22 protein-coding genes are annotated in these 22,182 nt (G+C 37.1%); 9 read left to right on the top strand and 13 right to left on the bottom strand.

The genetic code is table 11. The features are described 5' to 3' along the window. Positions 1-17: 17 nt before the first annotated feature. The 9 genes from FAZ19_RS19605 to FAZ19_RS19565 all read right to left on the bottom strand — a co-directional run bounded on the left by FAZ19_RS19605 (position 18) and on the right by FAZ19_RS19565 (position 7,396). A complete protein-coding gene (locus FAZ19_RS19605; RefSeq protein ID WP_136822463.1) occupies positions 18-1,352 on the bottom strand; it encodes a TolC family protein in 1,335 nt (444 codons plus the stop codon). A gap of 66 nt (positions 1,353-1,418) precedes the next feature. Next, positions 1,419-2,003 carry a TetR/AcrR family transcriptional regulator gene (locus tag FAZ19_RS19600; protein WP_136822462.1) on the bottom strand — a complete coding sequence of 195 codons (585 nt, stop codon included), beginning with the start codon at positions 2,001-2,003 and terminating at the stop codon, positions 1,419-1,421. 332 nt (positions 2,004-2,335) lie between these two features. Then, a complete protein-coding gene (locus tag FAZ19_RS19595; protein WP_229707648.1) occupies positions 2,336-2,773 on the bottom strand; it encodes a c-type cytochrome in 438 nt (145 codons plus the stop codon). Next, positions 2,766-3,401 carry an SCO family protein gene (locus FAZ19_RS19590; protein ID WP_136822461.1) on the bottom strand — a complete coding sequence of 212 codons (636 nt, stop codon included), beginning with the start codon at positions 3,399-3,401 and terminating at the stop codon, positions 2,766-2,768. Before FAZ19_RS19590 ends, FAZ19_RS19595 begins: the two co-directional genes overlap by 8 nt. A 6-nt stretch (positions 3,402-3,407) precedes the next feature. After that, positions 3,408-3,839 carry a transposase gene (locus FAZ19_RS19585; protein WP_136822460.1) on the bottom strand — a complete coding sequence of 144 codons (432 nt, stop codon included), beginning with the start codon at positions 3,837-3,839 and terminating at the stop codon, positions 3,408-3,410. A gap of 66 nt (positions 3,840-3,905) precedes the next feature. Then, complete coding sequence (locus tag FAZ19_RS19580; RefSeq protein ID WP_136822459.1) at positions 3,906-4,415, bottom strand: DUF4442 domain-containing protein; 510 nt, start codon at positions 4,413-4,415, stop codon at positions 3,906-3,908. Positions 4,416-4,882: 467 nt separating this feature from the next. Then, a complete protein-coding gene (locus tag FAZ19_RS19575; RefSeq protein WP_136822458.1) occupies positions 4,883-5,512 on the bottom strand; it encodes a uridine kinase family protein in 630 nt (209 codons plus the stop codon). A gap of 14 nt (positions 5,513-5,526) precedes the next feature. Further along, positions 5,527-6,468: a LysM peptidoglycan-binding domain-containing protein gene (locus FAZ19_RS19570; protein WP_136822457.1), complete on the bottom strand. Its 942-nt coding sequence runs from the start codon at positions 6,466-6,468 to the stop codon at positions 5,527-5,529. Positions 6,469-6,643: 175 nt separating this feature from the next. Continuing rightward, positions 6,644-7,396, bottom strand: a complete 753-nt coding sequence (locus FAZ19_RS19565; protein WP_136822456.1) for a hypothetical protein — start codon at positions 7,394-7,396, stop codon at positions 6,644-6,646. 15 nt (positions 7,397-7,411) lie between these two features. Here FAZ19_RS19565 and FAZ19_RS19560 point away from each other — a divergent pair, with 15 nt between their 5' ends. Beyond that, entirely contained in the window at positions 7,412-8,758 is a 1,347-nt protein-coding gene (locus FAZ19_RS19560) for an NfeD family protein (protein ID WP_136822455.1), read from the top strand. A 43-nt stretch (positions 8,759-8,801) separates the two neighbouring features. On the opposite strand, the gene FAZ19_RS19555 is transcribed toward FAZ19_RS19560, so the two are convergent. Beyond that, a complete protein-coding gene (locus FAZ19_RS19555; protein ID WP_136822454.1) occupies positions 8,802-10,715 on the bottom strand; it encodes an ABC-F family ATP-binding cassette domain-containing protein in 1,914 nt (637 codons plus the stop codon). Between the two features lie 51 nt (positions 10,716-10,766). Here FAZ19_RS19555 and FAZ19_RS19550 point away from each other — a divergent pair, with 51 nt between their 5' ends. Next, the gene (locus tag FAZ19_RS19550; protein ID WP_136822453.1) at positions 10,767-11,795 is read left to right on the top strand and encodes a quinone-dependent dihydroorotate dehydrogenase; all 1,029 of its coding nucleotides are present in this window, start codon (positions 10,767-10,769) and stop codon (positions 11,793-11,795) included. 59 nt (positions 11,796-11,854) lie between these two features. Here the strand turns inward: FAZ19_RS19550 and FAZ19_RS19545 are convergent, their stop codons facing one another. Further along, complete coding sequence (locus FAZ19_RS19545) at positions 11,855-12,733, bottom strand: PPK2 family polyphosphate kinase (RefSeq protein WP_136822452.1); 879 nt, start codon at positions 12,731-12,733, stop codon at positions 11,855-11,857. A 158-nt stretch (positions 12,734-12,891) separates the two neighbouring features. Between FAZ19_RS19545 and FAZ19_RS19540 the strand changes: the two genes are divergently transcribed. From FAZ19_RS19540 to FAZ19_RS19530, 3 genes are all read left to right on the top strand, one after another. Continuing rightward, a complete protein-coding gene (locus FAZ19_RS19540) occupies positions 12,892-13,497 on the top strand; it encodes a hypothetical protein (RefSeq protein WP_136822451.1) in 606 nt (201 codons plus the stop codon). After that, positions 13,491-14,219, top strand: coding sequence for a DUF3307 domain-containing protein (locus FAZ19_RS19535; RefSeq protein ID WP_136822450.1), 729 nt, complete (start codon positions 13,491-13,493; stop codon positions 14,217-14,219). Before FAZ19_RS19540 ends, FAZ19_RS19535 begins: the two co-directional genes overlap by 7 nt. A gap of 208 nt (positions 14,220-14,427) precedes the next feature. Next, on the top strand, positions 14,428-14,928 hold the full coding sequence (locus FAZ19_RS19530) for a hypothetical protein (RefSeq protein WP_136822449.1): 501 nt from the start codon (positions 14,428-14,430) through the stop codon (positions 14,926-14,928). Positions 14,929-14,936: 8 nt separating this feature from the next. On the opposite strand, the gene FAZ19_RS19525 is transcribed toward FAZ19_RS19530, so the two are convergent. Both FAZ19_RS19525 and FAZ19_RS19520 read right to left on the bottom strand, forming a co-directional pair. After that, positions 14,937-16,010, bottom strand: coding sequence for an EamA family transporter (locus tag FAZ19_RS19525; RefSeq protein ID WP_136822448.1), 1,074 nt, complete (start codon positions 16,008-16,010; stop codon positions 14,937-14,939). Position 16,011: 1 nt separating this feature from the next. Then, a complete protein-coding gene (locus FAZ19_RS19520) occupies positions 16,012-16,491 on the bottom strand; it encodes an Lrp/AsnC family transcriptional regulator (RefSeq protein WP_136822447.1) in 480 nt (159 codons plus the stop codon). 258 nt (positions 16,492-16,749) lie between these two features. Between FAZ19_RS19520 and FAZ19_RS19515 the strand changes: the two genes are divergently transcribed. The 4 genes from FAZ19_RS19515 to FAZ19_RS19500 all read left to right on the top strand — a co-directional run bounded on the left by FAZ19_RS19515 (position 16,750) and on the right by FAZ19_RS19500 (position 22,169). Continuing rightward, the gene (locus tag FAZ19_RS19515) at positions 16,750-19,671 is read left to right on the top strand and encodes an FAD-binding and (Fe-S)-binding domain-containing protein (protein ID WP_229707647.1); all 2,922 of its coding nucleotides are present in this window, start codon (positions 16,750-16,752) and stop codon (positions 19,669-19,671) included. 45 nt (positions 19,672-19,716) lie between these two features. Then, the gene (locus FAZ19_RS19510; RefSeq protein WP_136822446.1) at positions 19,717-20,352 is read left to right on the top strand and encodes a hypothetical protein; all 636 of its coding nucleotides are present in this window, start codon (positions 19,717-19,719) and stop codon (positions 20,350-20,352) included. 71 nt (positions 20,353-20,423) lie between these two features. Next, entirely contained in the window at positions 20,424-21,299 is an 876-nt protein-coding gene (locus tag FAZ19_RS19505) for a hypothetical protein (RefSeq protein ID WP_136822445.1), read from the top strand. 63 nt (positions 21,300-21,362) lie between these two features. Then, entirely contained in the window at positions 21,363-22,169 is an 807-nt protein-coding gene (locus tag FAZ19_RS19500; RefSeq protein WP_136822444.1) for an alpha/beta hydrolase, read from the top strand. Positions 22,170-22,182 lie beyond the last annotated feature (13 nt).

Raw genomic sequence — 22,182 nt, 5'->3', positions numbered from 1 at the left:
TTGTTGAGGTGGAATGTTTAATTTATTGTATTGACGGTGCCTAATGCTTTTTGGATATCTAGTTTGCTAGATAACACTGCATAGAGTACGTTGAGGTAATTTAATTGTGTAGTCTTCAGATCTGTCTCTGCTGTCATAAGCTCAAGATAGGTCTTAACGCCCGCATCATACTGTAATTTGATGGTATTATATACTTCTTCTGATAGATCCATATTTTCTCTTGCATTGCGCCACTCGTTCATATTGGCCCGGTAAGAGGCCATAGCTGCAGAGTACTCCGTGCTGATCTGGTTCTCTAAATTTTCCATATCCAATTTCAGACGCTCTTCTTGTAATTGCGATTTCTTGATTTCCTGTACTCGTTTCGTTCCTTGAAAGATAGGTATCGTCAAATTTAACCCTATCGTCGAAGCAGGAAAATTGTCAGAATATAAATTGGCAAAGCGATCATTTCGATAATTCAGTCCGTAGTTGCCGTATGCACTCAAACGAGGTAGGTAATTCCATTTCTGATATTGCGTATTTAGCCGTTGGATTTCCTGAAGGGTCTGCAATTGTTGGAATTCCACACGTTTAGCTACCTGGAGCAGTTCTGCGGTATCTAATAAGATATTGGATTCCATGTTTTGATTTGTAAAAGAGAGGGTGATCTGTTCGCCCTGTGGCATACTGAGCAATAATTTCATGTAGTCGTATTTGTACTTACGCATTTCTTTTGCAGATTTTAACTCTGCATTTGCGTTGTTGAGTGAAATCTGTGCTCGTTTAAAATCGGTTTTATCGACTAAGCCTGTTTCATAACGTGCCTTAGCCTCGTTATACTGTCTTTGTAAACGGAGTATGTTCTCGTCAATAATATTAATCTGTTCCTCACTGGTTAAAATATCATAATAAGCCTTACTGACGTCTACAACGGTGTTAATTTTGGTGTCCTCTACATTGAGGTCGTTTTGTTGACGTACGTAACGCGCAGCCTTTGATGCTTGGAACAATTCAGGACTCAAAATTGCTTGATCGGCCTGGAAAGTTAAAGCGCTATTGTTCGTCTGTCCCATGCGAATATTCTGTCCGCCTATATTGGCAATGGGTACTATAAGGTTGTGGCTTAAACTTCCCATAGCACTGATCTGAGGAAACCAACCAGATAGGGCTGAAGCAATTTCTCTCTCTCCGATTGCCTGATCTATTCCCGCTTGCTTTAATTCGATTTTGTTGCGTAGCGCGTAATCGATAAGCTCGTCTAAGCTAGCATTGCTGTTTAATCCATCTTGCCGTGAAGTCTGACCGTGTACTCCAATAGTAGCTACTGCTAAAAATACAAAAGCAATTAAAGGCTTAAAGTTAAAATTCATATATGTATAATGTGTTTTTTAGTTGTTATATAACATGTCCGGTTTTGAAAATATGAACCTTTCATACTAATTCTGTTGTTTTACACCATTCCAGATTATTTCTATCATTTCATTTAAATTTTCATCCGTAAATTCTAGAGGGCCATAGATGACCTTTTTTGCAAATGAGGTTGCAATGCCAATACAAGAAGAAGTCAGGATATAAATATTAATGTTTCGCAATTCTGCGATGCGCATACCTTCATATAAAAAGGCCATAATATTATTTTCCTCATTCAGATTTTTTTCCCAAGAATTTCTTGAAATTTCTAAGTATGGCGAATTATGAAATTGTTCCATAAAACTAAACATATCCGTATTTTCAAGGTAGAAGGCGCAAAATTTTCGCATTACGATAAAAAAGCGGGATTTGTAGCTTAGCGTAGAATCCCAATCCGAAAATATGTAATTGTTTATTTTCTGTTTGCAGTAGCAAAACAATTCGATAATCAAATTATCTTTTGATGGAAAATAATGATATATCGTGCCTATAGCGACATCAGATTGCTTTGCAATTTGGCTCATTGGTGTTCCGTGAAAACCCTTTTCACAGATTAATTCCAAGGTGCTCTTAAATATAATTTCTATTTTTTCTGTCAATTGAACGTTCATTCGGTTACAAAAGTAACCATCTTAGATCATTTTTAGTGTCAAATTATTGTTATATAATAAATGATGTCTGGAAATGGAAATACAGAAAAGTGTCGGCTAAAACGACAAAGGAATATTTTGTATTAAGAAATTATTAAGTTTTAAGAAAAGGCTTGACGGGTGTATTTTTTACACTTATCTTTGTGGTATCATAATTTAGGTTTATAATTGGTTAGTAAAGGTTTTCATTCTCCCCGTTTGAAAACCTTTTTTTTTGTAAGTGTATATTTTCAAAAGCCATCAAGAACTTTCATATTTGTGTGTGATCCCAATGAAACCATGAAAGTTTTATTTTAAATACCGCACGCTTTTATAGCCTCTTTTACCTCGTTGTGACTATAAATACTATCACTTGTGCCAAAATTAGTTGTAATGTAAGTGAGAATATAGGCAATATCCAACTCGGTTAATTGCGGATTTGCAGGCATTTGATTTTTGTATGTTTTTCCGTGGATCACAACACTTTCCTTCATTCCATAACGTATAATACAACTTAGTTTTGTCCGGTTTTTTTTGAAGTATTCGTTGTCGGTGAGAGGAGGATAAAGCTGTGCAAGACCCTCACCTTTGGAGCCGTGGCAATTTTGACAATGGCTCATGTAAAGTTTTTGCCCATTGACAGCATATTGAGCAGTCTGGATACTGACATTCGATTGGCATGATGATAGATACAGAAGAAACATTATCAATAAGCCAATGGATATCAAAATGATATTATGCCGATTATTCATACTCCTTCAAAAGGATATCGATGTCCTTTAGCAATTGTGAAACCTGTTCTTCATTGGTGCCATCGTATGCACCGCGCACATGCCTATCATGATCTACAAGTACCAGGTATCCGGAGTGGTCATATCCACCCGCTACGGTAGAATCTTCCTTTGTATACACAAAGTATTCATCGGCTAAGCCGTAGATGGTAGCTTTGCTACCTGTTACGAATTGCCATTGCGCATTATCCACTCCCAGATTTGTTGCATACTCTTTCAAAACATGAGGTTGGTCATACTTAAAATCGATACTGTGCGACAAAAATAAAATTCGCTCATCGTTTTTATATTTTTCGTACGCTTTTAGCAAATTGCGCTGCATGGTCGGACAGATGCTCGGGCAATGTGTAAAAAAGAAATTAGCAACATATACTTTTTGATCAAAATTTTTGTCGCTGATCAGAATACTATCCTGATTAAGAAAAGAGAATGCGGGGATCCTGTGGTAGATGGTATCTGTCACGATCTTGCCATCAACTTCTTTTTGCACAGCCTCCCGCTGTCCAATAATAGGAAGGGTCGTGGAATTTGACTGGCATGCTGCGAAAGCGATGCAGGTTATCATTCCGAGAACGAATAAGTTATGCATGGCTTTCTATTTGGTTACAGATAGTTTTTTAGTGCTTTCGGCTGATACATCTTCAAATTGTTTTTTCATTTCACGGACCTTTTCTACTTCCGCTTTTTGGTAATCTATATCTGTACTGTCAGGATTGTAATCTTTCATCCAGGTCATCATATTATCTGTTGCATCTTCAAGATTGCGCTTTAATGTGGCTAATTCATTCTTCAATGTAGTAGTATCGATTTCTGAATTTGTTTTTTTGATATCGGACAGATTAGCCAATAGGGAATCAATCTTCACGGTATTTCTGTCGAATACAGCAATCTGAGGCATAATTTCGTCATGTATAGCAATAGCTTCCTCTGTCAATTTTTGATCAGCTACTGCATTTTTTGTAGATTTTTGCTGGCACGATAGCAAAACTAAACTTGCTCCCAGAGCAACATAAAATGACTTTTTCATACGTGTGTTTTTATTTGTGAGTGAATGCTAATTATTTGTGTTTCTTGAATTGCGTAAATCTTAAAATTAACTATTTTCCAACTGAGGTTGATACACTTCACGTTTTGGAATCTGAAAAGTCAAATCTCTAATGTATATTTCATTGTATGACACAGCGATTAATGTACCTTCTATATCGTAGACATTAGTTTTAAAAGTTTTGACTACCTTACCACAATTTCGAACGGTCGTAAAGGCTTCTTTTATATCAGTATCTGCGAGACGAACAGAAAATCCCAGATTCATTTTTCCCGGTCTCTTATATTCTATTTTTGCAGATTTGAGCCACGCGACGGTCTTTTTTAGACCATTTGCCTGAAAAATCTGGTCCAAAAGAATGGGATATAATGGATCAAGAGCAGAAAAAATAGTTCCGCCAAAAACGGTGCGATTGGAGTTGATATTTAAAAAACTTTTATAAATCTTGACATCTATACCTCGAAAGCCTTTTTCCACTTTCTTGATCCATATTCTTTGGAACAAAAAAGGAGGATAGGTTCTCAAAAGCCATTTAAGTGATGAAGGCGAAAATTTCATAATACAAAAGTACGACTTTCAAAAGTTTTTAAGAGCAGCTTGTGTTAATTAAAATTCGACTTTAAACAAGTGTAACGCTCTTGTTATTTGTATTAATGCTAGGATATTTGGCAAATATGTAGGATTTAGTTATCTTATTTATCATGTGGATCAAAACCTTTCGGGATAGAGGTATACCTGATAGCTATAGAGACGGTTGTGTGTTGGATATGCGAATGGGCGGTCTACTGATAGGCTGTGCGGTCTAGGTAGAAAATGCCCTAACGCTCACTGTTAGGGCATTTTCTACAACGTTTTCCTTTCTTATATTTTTTACAGCACTTTTTTAAAATACAGCATGAAAAGTCTCCGAAGGGATTCAGACCTTTTGAGGATTCGGTAATATCGACCTGATAAATAGGATATTCAAGCTCGTGCAGTATATTCATTCTGCAAAGTTAGTTGTTTAGAATTAATTTAAATTACAATTATTGTATTTTTTTTCTCAAATCGTCGGAAATTATATTTGTAGCTTGATGAATTAATATTGGATCATCTGTATTATTTATTAAGACATTATCACAAATATCTTTGTAGGGAAGTAGATATTGATCATAAGAAGGAACAACATGGTTTGTCCATTTATACATTACATCGTCATGATCGTACCCTCTTTCCAACAAATCTCTATTTAAACGTCGCTTTAAAGCCACGGATTCTTCGGCATCTATGAAAATCCGATAGTCCAATAGTGCATTAATTTCGGTATAATGAAAAATAAATAACCCTTCAACAATCAAAATGGGTGCTGGTTTTATTTCCAATACCTTAGGTTTGATATTCGGATTATTAAAAGTGTATTCCTCCTTAAGAATAGTCTTACCATCAAAAAGATCTTTTATATCACAGAAAAAAGCCTCTCGGTCAATGGATGTGGGGAGATCAAAATTGTATAAGCGGTTTTCTTCTCTGGTTTTAGTATTAGCTGGGATATAATAGTCATCTTGTGAAATCAAGGTGATCTCATTCGCTTCAAAATGATTCAAAAAGCTCTTTAAGAAAAAAGTTTTTCCAGATCCACTGCTACCAGCAATACCGATTACGTAAGGTTTGTTCATGAATTGTCTAAATGTTACTCTAGTGGGATGCCGTATGTAATTTCTATTTGAAATTTTCTGTCTAATGCGCCAATAAAAGAGGCTGCCGACTTGGATAATACAACAATGGCATCTTGGGTGTCTGCATTATCTGCAAATTTACCCACCACCTTTGCAAAGGTAACACTTCGTGTCATGGGATTCGTAATTTTTAATACGGTACCTACCGGCGCAGTCTTGTGTAGGGCAAGATTACTCTGGCCATCTGATTCCAAATTTTCCATCCACACCCCAATTCCTTTTTCTTTTTTCTCTCGGATACCGTATTTGTTTGGTTTGAAATCCGTGTCGTCAATGGGTTGATGTTGTTCTAGATGTTGTTCTATAATAATAGGAACTTCCACTGGTGTTTCGATCACGGGGTCAGGTAGGTCGCCATCAGGTATTTTTAACGTTTGTCCTTCACGTAGTGTATCCGAAGTAAGGCCATTTATTCTTTTAATATCATCGACATTCGTGCCAAATCTTCGTGCAATAGCATATAGTGTTTCACTTTTTCCCACTTTATATTCCGTTAAGATGTCTTGCGGGGTGACCAGTATCTGCTTTGGATCTTTATCATTTGCTTTTTTGTTGGATGGGGAGACCGTAACAACTGGTGAAGGGGGGAGGGGAGTAGCTTTACCACGCGGTATTTTCACCGTATCTCCTACACGAAGATTCTTTTTGTTGTTCGCGTTCATAATATCTTTTACTACGACGTTATATTGTCGACCTAATTGATAGTAGGTGTCCTTTGGGTTAAGTTTATGAATGACGTATCGCTGTCCACTAATGATTTCTGTACCAACGGAATCGGGAGATAAAGCGTGAATATATGGAAGCTCTTTTGCTTGGGTTTGTGAGGAACTAACCGCACTAAATAAGAGTAAAAAGGTTATTTTATGAAACGTTTTAACGGTTTTGTTTTTTTTCATTCAAATAAATTGTTTATTGAAGTACTGTTCTTTAGCGGCATCAATGATCGCTTTGCTAAGTTTTAAAATTTATGAATATTGCCGGTCTCTCGGAGGGCGGGCATGACCTTTTTTTTACTTTTCGCTCACTTCGCTTTTTCAAGTTATAGTTCATGTAATTCCCCATATCATGCAATTATACTAAATACGCTACAATTTCTTGTTTAGTATTTGATAAAAAGAAAATATATTCTTCGACTTCGAAGTAGGGCTGAGGGATTAATTTTGCTAGATTATTTAAAATAATTGTTGTATCTAAAATTTCCGTTCGGGATGAGAGGCATAGATGAAGATTATATGAATCATCTGTTTTGGTGTGATACGCCCAGATAAAATTATCCTTAAAGGGCTGTAACCAGATTGTATCTTCAACCAAAAGGTGTTGCATGAATTTTGGTAATTTTCCTGTATGTGGAAGTGGATAATGTATATGGTTTAACGGATAAACTGCCGGTGTAATCATGTGGTTCTGTATTTCACCAGTGGGTATATTGATGTAGAAATCTAAGCCGGATGGAATAGAGCGATGGGCAGCTTTAATGTAGCCGTCAAATACGTCTTGCAATATATATTCCATACCTGTATATATAATTTCTTTTGATGGAATATGAACGATTTTGATCCCTTCTTTAATAGGTGTATTACTTCCAAATTGTTTTAGGATAAGATGGTCCCCCTGAACAGCTTCTAAGGTCCATTCTTTCTCTTTTTCTTCAAACGAATCAAGAAGGTCTTGGCCAAAGAAATCAAATACAGAAAATGTCGGTAACGTATTATCAGGATTTCTATATTCTATGGCTATACATTTTTTAGCGCAATCTACTTCGATTTTCCATATTGGATAAGGAAAAGATTTTTCAAATGCTTTATTAATCGTATATTTAGTCATTATTGTAAATAAACTATGCTAGACAAATTTACGAAAACCTTTCTGTTGATTCTTTTTTTTAGTGTAAATGCTTCCTTTGCGCAGAAGATATACAAGACGGATCTAAAAGAAGATGTGGGCCCAAATTCCTGGCGTATTATTAAAAAATCATATGATCAGGCAAAGCAGGAAAAGGCGGATTATTTTTTAGTTGAAATGAATACGTTCGGTGGCGCGGTAAATTTTGCTGATTCTATCCGTACCTTATTGCTAAACGCAGATATGAAAACGATTGTGTTCGTAAATAATAATGCTGCTTCTGCGGGTACCCTGATATCGCTCGCTTGTGATTATATTTATATGCATACGGGGGCTTCTTTGGGTGCCGCTAGCGTAGTTAATCAGCAAGGGGAGATCATGCCAGAAAAATATCAATCCTATATGAGGGGGTTAATGCGGGCTACAGCCGAAGCTAAGGGGCGTGACGCCAAAATGGCTGAAGCTTTTGTCGATCCAAATGTATCTTTATTGCAATGGAAAGAGGATGGACAGGTTTTGACCTTTACAGCCTCTGAAGCAGTGAAAGCTAATCTCGCCAAAGCGCAGATAAAGGGTATTGACGAAATTTTCACGGACCTATCGATTTCCTTGCCTCAGGTGACCACCTACGAATTGACATTTGTAGATCGGATTATTGGTTTTTTAATTAACCCGATGATTAGTGGACTACTTATTATGGGAATAATGGGAGGGATTTATTTCGAATTGCAAACCCCCGGAATCGGTTTTGCACTGGTATTGGCTATCATTAGTGCTTCGCTGTTTTTTGCACCTTTATATTTACAAGGGTTAGCAGATCATTGGGAGATTGCGTTATTTGTGATAGGAGTGTTACTGCTGGTGTTAGAGGTATTTGTCATACCCGGTTTTGGAATAGCCGGAGTACTCGGTATTATATTTTTGTTGTGTGGATTGGCTTTTTCTATGTTGGCCAATGATTTCTTGGATTTTAAAATTTCTAAACCTGGATTATTAGTGAATTCGTTTTTGATTGTTGTAAGTGCTATGATATTTTCGGTCGCACTACTGGTTATTTTTGGTAAAAATATAATGCGGTCGTCTCTGTTTAAACGTTTGGTGTTGGCAGATGAACAAACTGCTGAATCGGGCTACACTTCGTCGGTACCTAAAGTAAATTTGATTAATAAGAATGGTATTGCCAAGACAGTATTACGGCCTTCGGGTAAAATTGAAATCGATGGCATTTGGTATGATGCTGTTGCATTAGACGGTTTTATTGAGGCAGGAGATCAGATTTACGTTGAGAAACATGAAAACTATAGTTTGTTTGTGCGGAAGCTAGAAGATAAACCCATAGTTTAACGAATAAGCGGCCTGATATTTTTCAGGCCGCTTATTCGTTTTTCTAGGATTCCAAATCCATTATTTCTTCAGCAAGATTTTCCCACTTTTTCTGAAGTTGGTCGTATTCCGCTTTGGCGGAATTATATTTTCGTGTGTTCTCCTGCAATTTTACAGCGTTGGAGTAGATTTCCTCTGTGGCTAACATTATTTCCAGATCTTTTACTTCTTGCCCCTTGGATGCAATTTGTGCTTCTAATGTCACGAGCTCTTTATTCTTTTTTTGTAACAGTTTTGTGTTATCCTCAGATGGAAGCGTTTTTTCTTTTTTTGGCTCTTCTTTAACTACTTTTTTCTCTGTTTTATTTGAGGGTTTAACCTCACGTTTAGCATTCCATTCTTCATATTCTTGATATGTGCCTGGATATTCTTTGATTTCTTTGTCTTCAATGTACCAAATTTTATTGGCTACATTATCCAAGAAATAGCGATCGTGGGAGACCACTATTAATGTGCCTTCGTATTGCTGTAATGCTTGGATTAAGATGTTTACAGACTGCATATCCAAGTGGTTGGTCGGTTCATCAAGTGCTAAAAAGTTAGCATCTGCTGTCAAAGCTTTCGCTAAGGCCACACGCGATTTTTCTCCTCCTGAAAGTACCTTTATCTTTTTGAAAGCATCATCACCTGAGAACAGAAAACAACCTAAGATCGAACGTAATTCCGTCTCCGTGTGTTTGGGAGCGAAGGCTTGTAATTCACTAATAATGGTGTTTTCTAGGTGAAGCGCTTCTAATTGATGCTGCGCAAAGAAGGTTTGAGATACATTATGGCCATGCTCTGATTTTCCTTCAAATTCCGAATCAGCGCCTGCAACTATGCGCAGTAGTGTGGATTTACCTTTACCATTGGCACCGATCAAAGCGATTTTATCGCCTTTTTCAATTATTCCTCCAGTATTTCTTAGAATTTCTAAATTGGGGTATGACTTAGAGATATTTTCTAGTGTAACCACATGTCGTCCTGAAGGCTTGGAAAATTTGAAACTGAAATTGACCGTTGGATTGTCGTCATCTACATCTTCTACACGCTCCATTTTATCTAACGCTTTGATACGCGACTGTGCCATTTTTGCTTTGGAAGCTTTTGCACGGAATCGCTCGATCAAGCGCTCTTCTTGTTTTATCTTAGCCTGCTGATTTTTAAATTGATTGGACTGAATTTCGCTCCGTAGCATTTTCTCTTCCAAATAGAAGCTGTAGTTTCCGGCGTAAAGAGTTAATTTTCCTTTACGAGACTCTACGGTTTTCTTAATGATACGATCTAAGAAATATCTATCGTGAGAAACTATGACAATTGCACCTTCAAAGGCTTGTAAGTAGTTTTCTAGCCATTTGATAGAAGGTAAATCCATGTGATTGGTAGGCTCATCCAACAAAAGGATATCGGGGGTTTGGAGTAGTATCCTGGCCAACATGACGCGCATACGCCAGCCTCCAGAAAAAGTAGCTAGAGGTCTTTTCTGCTCTTCCTCTGAAAAACCTAAACCTGCTAAAATTTCGTGCGCACGGAACTCGATGCTGTATCCATCAAGGGCCTCAAACTCCATTTGTTTATCACTTAGTTTGTTCAGGATATCATCTGAGTAGTCTGTTTCTAATTTTTTAAGAAGATTCTCTATTTCTGTATGTAATTGATTTTGGCGTTCAAATGCCTCCATCGCTACGTGTAGAATGCTTTTGTCAGAATGGTAAGACAATAAGTCTTGGTTTAGATACCCAATTTTTAAGTCTTTGGCCATAGATATAGTACCTGACGTAGGTGTATATTGACCGACTATCAATCTTAATAAGGTTGATTTACCAGTACCGTTTGCACCTATTAGCCCTACTTTGTCACCTGGTTTAATATGCCAGTTTGCCTCATCATATAATGCTCGAGACCCAATTTCAAATGTTAAGTTATTTATTGATATCATTTCGGATGCAAAAGTAATGAAATTTCTTCTTCTTTGGCTACCTTTGCACATATGTATAAATTAGTTAAACCTTTATTCTTCACGATGAATCCTGAAAAGGCGCATCATGCCGTTACTGGCGGATTAAAAGCATTTTCAAAAATTTGGGGTTCTAAAGCTTTATTGAAAGCGATATATGCGGTGGAGGACCCCAGGCTTGAGAGGGAGGTTTTTGGATTGAAGTTTAAAAATCCAGTTGGTCTAGCTGCGGGCTTTGACAAAAATGCGGAGTATATTGAAGATATGGCCAAGTTTGGTTTTGGATTTATTGAAATAGGTACGGTAACACCTAAACCTCAACCTGGAAATGATAGGCCCCGGATGTTTCGACTGACGACAGATGAAGCGTTGATCAACCGAATGGGATTTAATAATCAAGGTGCCGATGTAGCTGCCGGTCGGTTAAAATATTTGAAGAATCGGGAGGGCGTGATCATTGGAGGTAATATTGGCAAGAATAAGATTACACCTAACGAAGAAGCAATAAACGATTATATCTATTGTTTTCACGCCTTGTACGACTATGTAGATTATTTTGTAGTGAATGTAAGTTCACCGAATACGCCAGGGTTACGCGATTTACAAGAGAAAGAACCGCTGAAACATATTTTAAATACGTTACAAGGTTTAAATCATAAAAAAGATAAGGCAAAGCCGATTCTATTGAAAATCGCTCCCGATCTAACAGAAAACCAGCTTGACGATATTGTAGAGATCGTATTGGAAACGAAGATCGCCGGAGTAATTGCTACAAATACAACGATATCACGTGACGGATTGAAAAGTGATCCGATTTTGATAGCGGAAATGGGAGGAGTGAGTGGTAAACCGCTCACAAAACGTGCTACAGAGGTGATTCGTTACCTTTCTATAAAATCCAACAAGGCTTTTCCTATAGTTGGGGTCGGCGGAATCCATTCTGCGGAGGATGCTGTCGAAAAATTGAATGCCGGAGCTTCTTTGGTTCAATTATATACTGGATTTATTTACGAAGGTCCGGGATTGATCGGAGATATTTGCAAGAAATTAATAAAAGAATAATTACCATCACAGGCTCCAATTTGGAGCCTTTAGGAGTTGGGCAGTTGAAGAATTGACGTCTATTTTTCAGATTCTAATTGTTTTTTATAAATGTGTATATGTTTTTCAATATCTTCGGGTAATTCGGGATATTGGATGTCTTTATATTTTTTGAGCTCCTCCAAAACTGTTTTCACTACTAAATAGCGACTGATCTCTTTGTTGTCTGCAGGGATGATATACCATGGAGCATTCGATTTTGAAGTGTGCTGAATGGCTTCCTGATAGCTTTCCATATACTTGTCCCAGAGTTTACGTTCTTCTAGGTCGCCAGGTGAAAATTTCCAATTATGATCTTCTTTTTCTAATCTCCTTAGCAATCTTTTTCTCTGCTCTCCTTTACTGAGGTGTAAATAAAACTTGAAAATTATTGTCCCGTTTGCAGATATATGTTCTTCAAAATTATTGATTTGCTCATATCTTTTTCTCCAAAAATCTTTAGGTAAATCTTCTGTTGTTTTTATTTCAGGCAAATTTTCACGTAAAAGATATTCGGGATGTACGCGGGTCACTAGTACATTTTCATAATGCGTACGGTTGAATACACCAAATTTCCCTTTTTCGGGTAATGCGATAACATGTCGCCACAAGTAGTCGTGTTGCAACTCCTTACTGCTCGGTGTTTTGAAACTGCTCACAATTACTCCTCGTGCATTGAATTTTTCAAATACTTCCCGGATGAGAGAATCTTTCCCCGCCGTATCCATGCCTTGCAGACAGATTAATACACTATATCTGTCATGCGCATACATTACATCTTGTAGCTGTGCAAGTTCTTTCCGTAGGCGTTTTAGTTCTTTTTTTGCATCTTCAGGTGTAATAGAGTCACTGATATCTGTCGGATAGTTCTCCATTTTGAATTTGCTATCCGCTTTTAGTTGCCTTTTTAATCCGCTCATAATGTTATAACTTGTGTTACAAGATATTGTTTTTGTGTTAATTTTAAAAATTTGTTTCTATTGCTAGATATTGCTAAAATCAGTGATAATATTGGTTATTATTAATTTTGATGATATTGATGATTATCATTATATTTGATAATAATTTTAGATAGAAGATGAAAAGAATTTATGCTATAATAACAGGTGATCTCGTCAATTCGAGAAGTCATGATGTTAAAATCTGGTTGCCTATCCTGGAAAATTCACTTAAAGAATATTCTAACAATTTTGATATATTTAGGGGTGACAGTTTTCAGGCAGAAGTTGAATTAGCGAAAAGTTTCGAAATATTGTTTTATATTAAAGCTAAAATTAAGAGTATAAGCGAGCTTGATGTGAGGCTTGGATTAGGATTTGGGGGTATTGAAAATTTAGATAAACATATTAAAAATTCTACTGGGGAAGCGTTTATAAATTCAGGAGAGGCATTTGATGAGTTGAAAAAAGAGCTGATGCGTATGCAATCTCCTTGGCCAAAGTGGGATATTCCAATCAATCTGATGTTACAACTATCAGCGGAATTGGCTAATAAATGGACTGAAAATATGGCTGAAAGCGTAGCAGCAACTTTAGAAAATCCCTTGGCAAATCAACAGGAATTAGCTGCTATATTGCATCGAAAATATCAAAGTCAAGTTAGCACAGAATTAAATAAAGCCAGCTTTATGAAAATCAAGAAAGTAATAGAATATTGTACTCATGAATTATTAAAGCAATGTTAGCCGTATTTTTAAAACTACTACTTTGCCACATATTAGGAGACTTTGTTTTGCAACCGAAGTCGTGGGTGGCTAAACGTAAAGACAGGATAGTGTATTTGTTTTTACATGTGGTTACACATATGGTTCTACTCATGGTGTTCTTTAGTAGTGATTTCGCAAGATGGTGGCCAAATATATTGCTTATTACTTTCGGGCATTTAGCGATAGATAGTTTAAAAATCTGGTGGGAGCGAATGTGGCCCTATAAGCCCGTGCTTTTATTTATTGTTGATCAAATTTTGCATATCGCATTATTAGTGGTGGTCATTATACATATGTACGGCGTTCCCGATCAATGGACGGAACTATTTTTCACAAGCAAATCACTTCTTTATCTTATCGCTTTTCTTCTAGTGACAGCAGTAAGCCCAATTTTTCTGCGTGTATTTTTTAGTAAATGGAATCAGGAAAGCGATTTCTATACTAAGCGAAAAGACACTTTAATGGATGCAGGAATGTTGATAGGTATCATGGAAAGATTAATTATTGTGTTATTTATTCAGGTTAATTTTCTTTCGGGAATTGGTTTTTTGCTGGCAGCAAAATCTGTCTTTCGTTTTGGCGACTTGACCAATGCAAAGGATACTAAATTTACAGAGTATATATTAGTGGGTACACTGGCGAGCTTTGTGATCGCGATAGCTATCGGTTATGGCTTAAGATTTAGTTTACAGTTTGTTTAAATTTTATCAATGAATTGTTTTGTTTTAAATGCTATTTTTATGTGGTGTAATTGTATTTAAAATGTAACTACCATGATTTTGTAAATCAATACAATTCCTTAATGGAAAAATAACAGTCGAACGCCAGTGTTTAACGATATTGGCTTATTTTTTGTAAATGTAGTTAAACCAACTAAATGTAAATTGTATGAAATCTCGATGGTTAAATATGAAAAGAATTACTATTTGTGCCGCCACGATATTAATATCTACATATGTGCAGGCTCAGAGTCTGAATTTAAATCATGTTAGAAGAGACTTTAATAAGGGCGTGAAAAATGAAGATTTGTGCGAAAAGTATTACAAAACATTAGAGAAAGAGGCCGACACCCCGATCGAAAAAGGATATGAAGCTGCGTTTCATATGTTTATGGCCAAGCACACTTCTAACCCACTCAAAAAGATGAGCTATTTTAATGGCGGTAAAAAGTTGTTAGAGAAGCAGATCACTAATAACCCAAATAATGTTGAGCTCCGCTTCATTCGATTATGCATTCAATACTATGTTCCGAGTTATTTGGGGTACAGTTCCAAAGTGGAAGAAGATAAGACTTTTGTTATGAACAATCTATATAAAATGCCGGATGAGGATACAAAAGATATTATATATAACTACCTGAAAGGGGCGAAGATGTACAATGAGGACGAGTTGGCCCTTTTAGGAAGGTAGATTTTAATCTAATTTTTCTTTCTCTCCTTCTCATTGAAATCCGCCACTTCTACAATTCGTGGTATACTACTTTTGGGTGCCATATGTTTAAGACGTTTAAGTTTCTTGCGGTGTTTGAGCGCTCTTAATGTCCTATTATCCTTATAAAGATTCCAATTCATTAGCAACACTGAAAATAATACAACTACCAGTCCTGCAACCTGTAAAGAGGTCACATCGTGGTTTGTGAAGAAGTGAACTAATATTAAGGCTACAATTGGATTTACATAAGCATATGTACTCACTTCGGTAGCCGGTCTCACTTGCAATAGCCATATATATGAGCTAAACGCTAATATCGATCCCATTAACGCAAGATAAGCTATATATCCCCAACTTTCCATTGAAACGTTACGTGCATCAAACAAAGCGTATTCGCCATTGAGAAGAGCAACTATCGTAAAAGCACAGCCCGCTGTTACCATTTGCCAGGCCGTTTTTACCATTACATTGAGGGAAGGTTGTTTCTTTTTAACAGAGGATTTGCTTCTTTGATTGTATTTTGAGACCAACGATCCAATTGTCCATGCAATAGTGCCACAAATAAGAACAGCCATGGCAATTAAATTTTGAGATTTTTCTGCCTGATCGCTCTGGGTGAATATCTGTTCTGCGAATAGCATTATAACCCCCCCAAAGCCAATTAACAAGCCAAAGACGATCGGTAGGCTAGAAAAATTTTCTTTCCACTTTGGTTTGTCAAAAATAATAAACCAAATCGCGGTAGCGGCCGACAGTATAGCGACGATGCCAGACGAAATATATTGTTCGGCCCATATGATAGCAGCCATATCTACAAATAGCAATAAAAAGCCTACGAAAGCCGCCTGTTTTATATCCGCCCGATTGAAGATCCTATATCCTTTTAATCCGCAATACCCCATTAACAATGTGCCGGCGATAATAAAGCGTATAGAGCCTAATACGAAGGGGGAGAAAGAATGTAGTGCCTTTTCTATAAAAAAGAACGTAGAACCCCAAACAATGTAGACGACTAAATAGGCAAAAACAATATTACCAGTAGATGGACTTTTCTCCTCCATTTTATTCTTTAGTTGGAATGACTAATTTTTGTTCCTCTTTGATTGTTTCTAATACAATGGTCGTACGAGTAGATAATATACCTTCAATCTTACCTAGTGTATTGCGCATAATATCCACTAAACCAGAAGAGTCATTGGTTCTAACTTTTATTAAATAACCATCATCTCCGGCAATATCATGTACTTCCTGTACTTCAGGTATTTCGGCGAGAAGATAGGCCACGCCCTGCTCTCCAATAATATCGGATGTTTTAATAAAAATAAAAGACAGCAGATTTTGCTCTAATGCGAGTGGGTTTATCTTGGCATTATATTGCAGGATAATTTCTTTTTGCTCTAATTTTTTTACACGCTCAAGGATAGCAGATGGAGCCATGCCTAATTCTCTTGCTATATCTGCATTATTTGTCCGCGCATTATTCTGCATAATACGTAAAATTTGATAATCAATGTGATCCAGATTGTATTCTAATTTCGCCATAATTCTGCAAAATTAGTAAATTTTAGAATAATATTCAATATTTAATATCCAATAATGGATATTATTCTTTTGGTTAACTATGCGCGGAGAGTTGTCGTTTTAATAAAAGAGTACGTGATAGGAAAAAGATATCAAGGAAGTATGTGCGTTTTCTTGCATTTTTACAATAAAATTCGACTTAAATAGCGTATTTATTCTTACTAAGATACATGAAAAATAACTTACTTTAACTAGATTTGTTTATTAAAACCATTAGACGTGTCAATACAATTATCTTTAGAGAATTTAGCTAAAACCTTATCAGGAGATTTATTTTTTGATCCCGCCAATCCGAAACATCAAATGACACGCTTAGCGTATGCGACAGATGCTTCTGTATATCAGGAATTACCGCTGGCAGTTTCTATTCCACATCATAAAGTAGATTTACAGACGCTGATCCAATTTGCCGACATAAATCAGCTCACGTTAATACCGCGTACAGCCGGAACCTCCTTGGCGGGCCAAGTGGTTGGCTCGGGTATCGTGGTGGACGTTTCTAAATTCTTTAATAAAATACTGGAGATCAATGTGAAAGAAAAATGGGTAAGAGTCGAGCCAGGTGTTATACGGGATGATTTAAATGCCTTTTTGAAAACTTACGGATTGATGTTTGGTCCCGAAACGTCGACTGCAAGTCGCGCAATGATAGGGGGTATGATAGGAAATAATTCCTCAGGTTTACACTCGATCGTATGGGGGGATACTCGTCAAAACTTGGTTTCGGCAAAAGTACTTCTTAACGATGGTAGTGAAGTTGTTTTTGAAGAACTGAACGAGCTAAATTACTTTAATAAATTAAAGTTAAAAACAAGAGAAGGAGATCTCTATCGTAAATTGAACGATATATTAACGGATAAAGAAAATATAGAGGTAATAAATTCAGGTTACCCTAAAAAGACCTTAACACGTCGCAATACCGGATATGCTTTGGATTTTTTGGTCGATACATCTAAACCTTTTAATCTGTGTCATCTATTAGCCGGATCCGAAGGGACGATAGGTATTGTCACGGAAGCAAAATTAGATTTAAGACCCTTACCACCAAGTGAAATAGGGCTTCTCTGTGTGCATTTTTCGGATATGGTCGAATGTATGCACGGGAATGTAATAGCGCTACAGCACCGACCAGAGGCTTCTGAACTGGTCGATAAGTATATATTGGATTTTACGGTGGGGCATCCAACATACCAATATAATCGTTTTTTTATTAACGGAGATCCGCAGGCTTTGCTGATTGTCGAGTTTAGAGGAGACACCCTTAGCGAAATAGATCAGAAGGCAAATATGCTTAGAGATGATCTGGTACAGCGAGGACTAGGTTATGCCTATCCATGGGTTACTGGTGTACGAGATACAAATTTGGTTTGGGATGTAAGAAAGGCAGGATTAGGTTTAATTCGTAATCTTCCTGGTGACCATCAACCGGTCAACCTAATAGAAGATTGTGCAGTGTCGCCTGAAGATCTGCCTAATTACGTGGCTGATGTAAAACGTCTTTTGGAAGGAGAAGGTGTACATGCTTCTTATTATGCCCATGCAGGAGCAGGAGAGTTGCATATTGAACCCTTCATCAATTTAAAGACATCTGACGGAAAGAAGAAATTTCGTGCCATTTTAGAACAGACTACGGATCTAGTGCTAAAATATAACGGGTCATTAAGTGGCGAACACGGAGATGGCCGTCTTAGAGGTGAATTTATCAGTAAGGTTCTTGGCGATAAGGTTTATGATTTACTAAAAGATGTAAAAGATATTTTTGACCCAAAAGGAGTTTTCAACGCAAATAAAATCGTGGATACTCCTCCTATGGACACTTCATTGCGGTATGATACGGTAACAGATCAAAGTGCTATAAAAACATATTTTGACTTTACCAAAGATGAAAGTATTCTGCGTTTGGCAGAAAAATGTTCTGGTTCTGGAGATTGTCGTAAATCTGAAATTTCGGGGGGAACGATGTGCCCATCCTTTATGGCGACACGCGATGAAAAAGATACCACCCGTGCTCGAGCGAATATGCTACGTCAGTTTTTGACCAATTCAACAAAGACCAATCGATTTGATCACAAGGAGATAAAAGAGGTAATGGATTTATGTTTGAGTTGTAAAGGATGTAAAACGGAATGCCCATCTAGCGTGGATGTGGCGAAAATGAAGGCTGAGTTTCTGCAACATTACTACGATGCAAATGGCGCACCCATTCGATCCAAGTTGATTGCCAACTTTACAAAAAGCCAGCAGTTAGGTTCATATGTAGCACCTTTATATAACTTTTTTTCACAAAATGACTTCTTTTCAGGTATTGTTAAGCAAATTATTGGATTTGCACCCCAGCGGTCATTACCTAAAGTTCATTTCACGACCCTAAAAGATTGGGTAAAAAAGCAAGAACCTGTTCTAAAGAAGCGTCAGGTATATTTGTTCTGTGATGAATTCACAAATTACAACGATACGGAAATAGGTAAAATCGCGTACAAACTGTTGACGGCATTAGGATATCAGGTGCTTATACCTCCACATAAAGAAAGCGGAAGAACCTATCTTTCGAAAGGTTTTGTTAAAGAAGCTAAGAAACTAGCTCAAAAGAACGTGGAATTGTTGAAAGACCTTGTTACGGATGATATACCCCTGTTGGGTATCGAGCCTTCGGCAATACTCACGTTCCGCGATGAATATTTAACACTGGTAGATCGAAACCTACAACAGGCTGCAGAATCCCTTGCTAGAAATGCACTGATGATTGATGAGTTTTTGGTGTCAGAAGTGGAAAAAGGATTTATTCATAGAGAACAGTTTACCGCTACGTCTCGTACGATAAAACTTCACGGACACTGTTATCAGAAAGCTTTCCATTTGGTAGGCTATACAGAAAAACTTCTTTCCTTGCCCATCAATTATAAAGTAGAAATTATCCCCTCAGGCTGTTGTGGAATGGCAGGTTCATTCGGCTATGAAAAGGAACATTATGAAGTATCGATGAAAGTAGCTGAATTGGTGTTATTACCCGCTTTGCGAGAATCTGCAGACGACGTATTAATCGCTGCTACAGGAACATCTTGTCGGCATCAGATCAAAGATGGGTTAAGGAAGCCATCCTATCATCCGGTTGAAATATTATACAATGCTTTGTTAAAATAAAAACAATCCTTACATTTAACTGTTTTACGATAAAATGAAATAATTATGAAAGCGATATATTCGATTGTCGGAATAAGTGCAGTAGCACTATTGCTAACGGGTTGTAATAATAGCTCAACCAGTTCATCTAAAGGCGAGGGTGAAAAGTCTGAACGGACATTGGAAGCATTTACAAATGACGTTGATGCGGCTAAACAACAGTTTTTCTTAAGATTAGTGGATGAGCAACAAACAGATTCTTCTGTAATCTATAATGCTAAGTCAGTTTTTAACGACGATACAGTAGGATTAAAGGTTGAAATTTTAAAGAATATTGAAGCAGGTATCACTTCAGATGGTAAGATCGATGAAAGTAAGGGGTTTGTCAAGGGGTCCATTAAATTGTCCTCAATGGGAATTTACTCTGATAATTTGCTGAAATCGTTAGGTGCCATTTTCAAGTTGCCTACTACAGGGAAAATGACTAGCGAAACTATCGATCCGTTAGTATTTTCTTCGAATAAGGTCTCAGTAGATCTAGCAAAACAAAGTACATATAGTTTTAAGTTATTTATAGATAATTCAATTGGCACAGAAGCTGAGTTATTTGCCGTGGTCGATACATACCGCAAGTCGTTTGAGATGTCGGAAAAAGATTCTACATTTAGAGCACACATCATTTCAGCATTTGAAGGGCAGTAGGTCAAACTCTGATAAATTCTATAAAAAGGTTAGTACTTTTTGTACTAGCCTTTATTTTGTCATATTCGGGAATGATGAAATTTAATATAAAATTTTCTTTGCTTTTCTTTTGCTTTTCTGTATGCTACAGTGTTCTAGCTCAAGAGATTAACTATGAAAGAAAGGCGCTGGGTAAAATAACCCACCCGAAACTAGGAGAGATTTCAGGCATAATTCCTTCTGTCAAATATCCGCATTGTTTTTGGGTACATAATGATAGTGGCGACGATGCTGTTATTTATTTAATAGATACATTAAGCAACTTAATGTGTCAATTTAAGCTTGAAAACATTGAAGCCGTAGACATGGAAGATATTGCCTGGTTGACGATAGAGAATAAACCATATCTATTGCTGGCTGATATTGGAAATAATAGACGGGATCGAGAGATTTTGTCTTTTTATTTATTCGAAGAACCAGATTTTTCAGGAAGCCAAACCGTTTCTACCATCGCAAAATCTTCTATTAAAGAAATAGAAATTAGGTATTCAGACAAGAGAAGAGATGCGGAAGCCATATTTGTCGATCCCTTAGATAATCGGGTCTATATCATTTCCAAGCGTGATTTGCGGGTGAATGTGTTTGATTTTAAAATTCCCGCATTAACAGACCATATTTTGACGCTCGAGACGAGGTTAACGCTGCCCTATACATTTGTTACTGCCGCCGATATCTCTCGTGATGGTCGGTATATATTAATAAAAACATTAACACATGTCTATCAGTGGAGTAGAAATTCGGGTGTTAGCATTTTAGAAACACTGCGGACTTCGCCACAGGTTATTCCTTATCAAGCAGAACCCCAAGGCGAAGCGATTTCATTTGATGTGAATAATTGTGATTTTTATACGATAAGTGAGCGTCCTTTTGGATTGGATTCTTACCTTTACAAGTACAAAAAAAAATGAAAACAAAACAGAGCTTTCCCGCCTCTCTACGGGCAGACGAGTTCATAAAGTAATGATATACGGATGAAAAATGTTTATTTAATACTTTTGTTTGCTTTTGGTCTTTGTACCAATGTATTTTCGGCTCAGGTGGATACAGTACAAGTGTATTCAGTCGCCATGCGTAAAAATATTAAAACTGTAATCATTCGGCCGGAGGGAAATAAAGAGCCGGCCCCAACACTCTATCTGTTGCACGGATACTCAGGAAACTATTCCAACTGGGTGAACAGTGCTCCTTACATCAAAAATCTAGCAGACTTTTATGGATATAATATCGTATGTCCAGATGGAGGTTTCAACAGTTGGTACTGGGATATAAAGGGTGATAAGAATTATCAATACGAAACGTTTATAAGCAAAGAGCTTATTGAGTTTATGGAGAAGAATTACGCGGTGTGTTCTGGTCGGGATGCACGTGCAATTACTGGATTGAGTATGGGAGGCCACGGCGCCTTGTATTTAGCAATTCGCCATCAAGATATTTTTGGCGCAGCAGGAAGTACAGCAGGAGGTCTTGATATCAGACCATTTCCCCACAATTGGGATATGGAAGATCGACTTGGTGCTTATTCGGACAATAAAGAAGCCTGGGATAAACATACTGTCATGGAGTTGATCCATCTTATTAAACCTGGAAATTTGAAACTTGTAATCGACTGTGGGACAGGTGATTTTTTTTACGATGTTAACGTTAAGTTTCATGAACAACTTACTTATATGAATATCCCGCACACTTTTGTATCTATGCCAGGCAAGCACAATTTTGATTATTGGGCAAAGTCCATTCAATTACAGATGGCATTTTTCGATGATTTTTTTCGCAATTAGTCTGTTACTTATT

It is taken from the genome of Sphingobacterium alkalisoli, assembly GCF_005049105.1.
In the GTDB taxonomy this organism is placed as follows: Bacteria; Bacteroidota; Bacteroidia; order Sphingobacteriales; family Sphingobacteriaceae; genus Sphingobacterium; species Sphingobacterium alkalisoli.
This window is presented reverse-complemented; position numbering and strand designations above follow the sequence as displayed.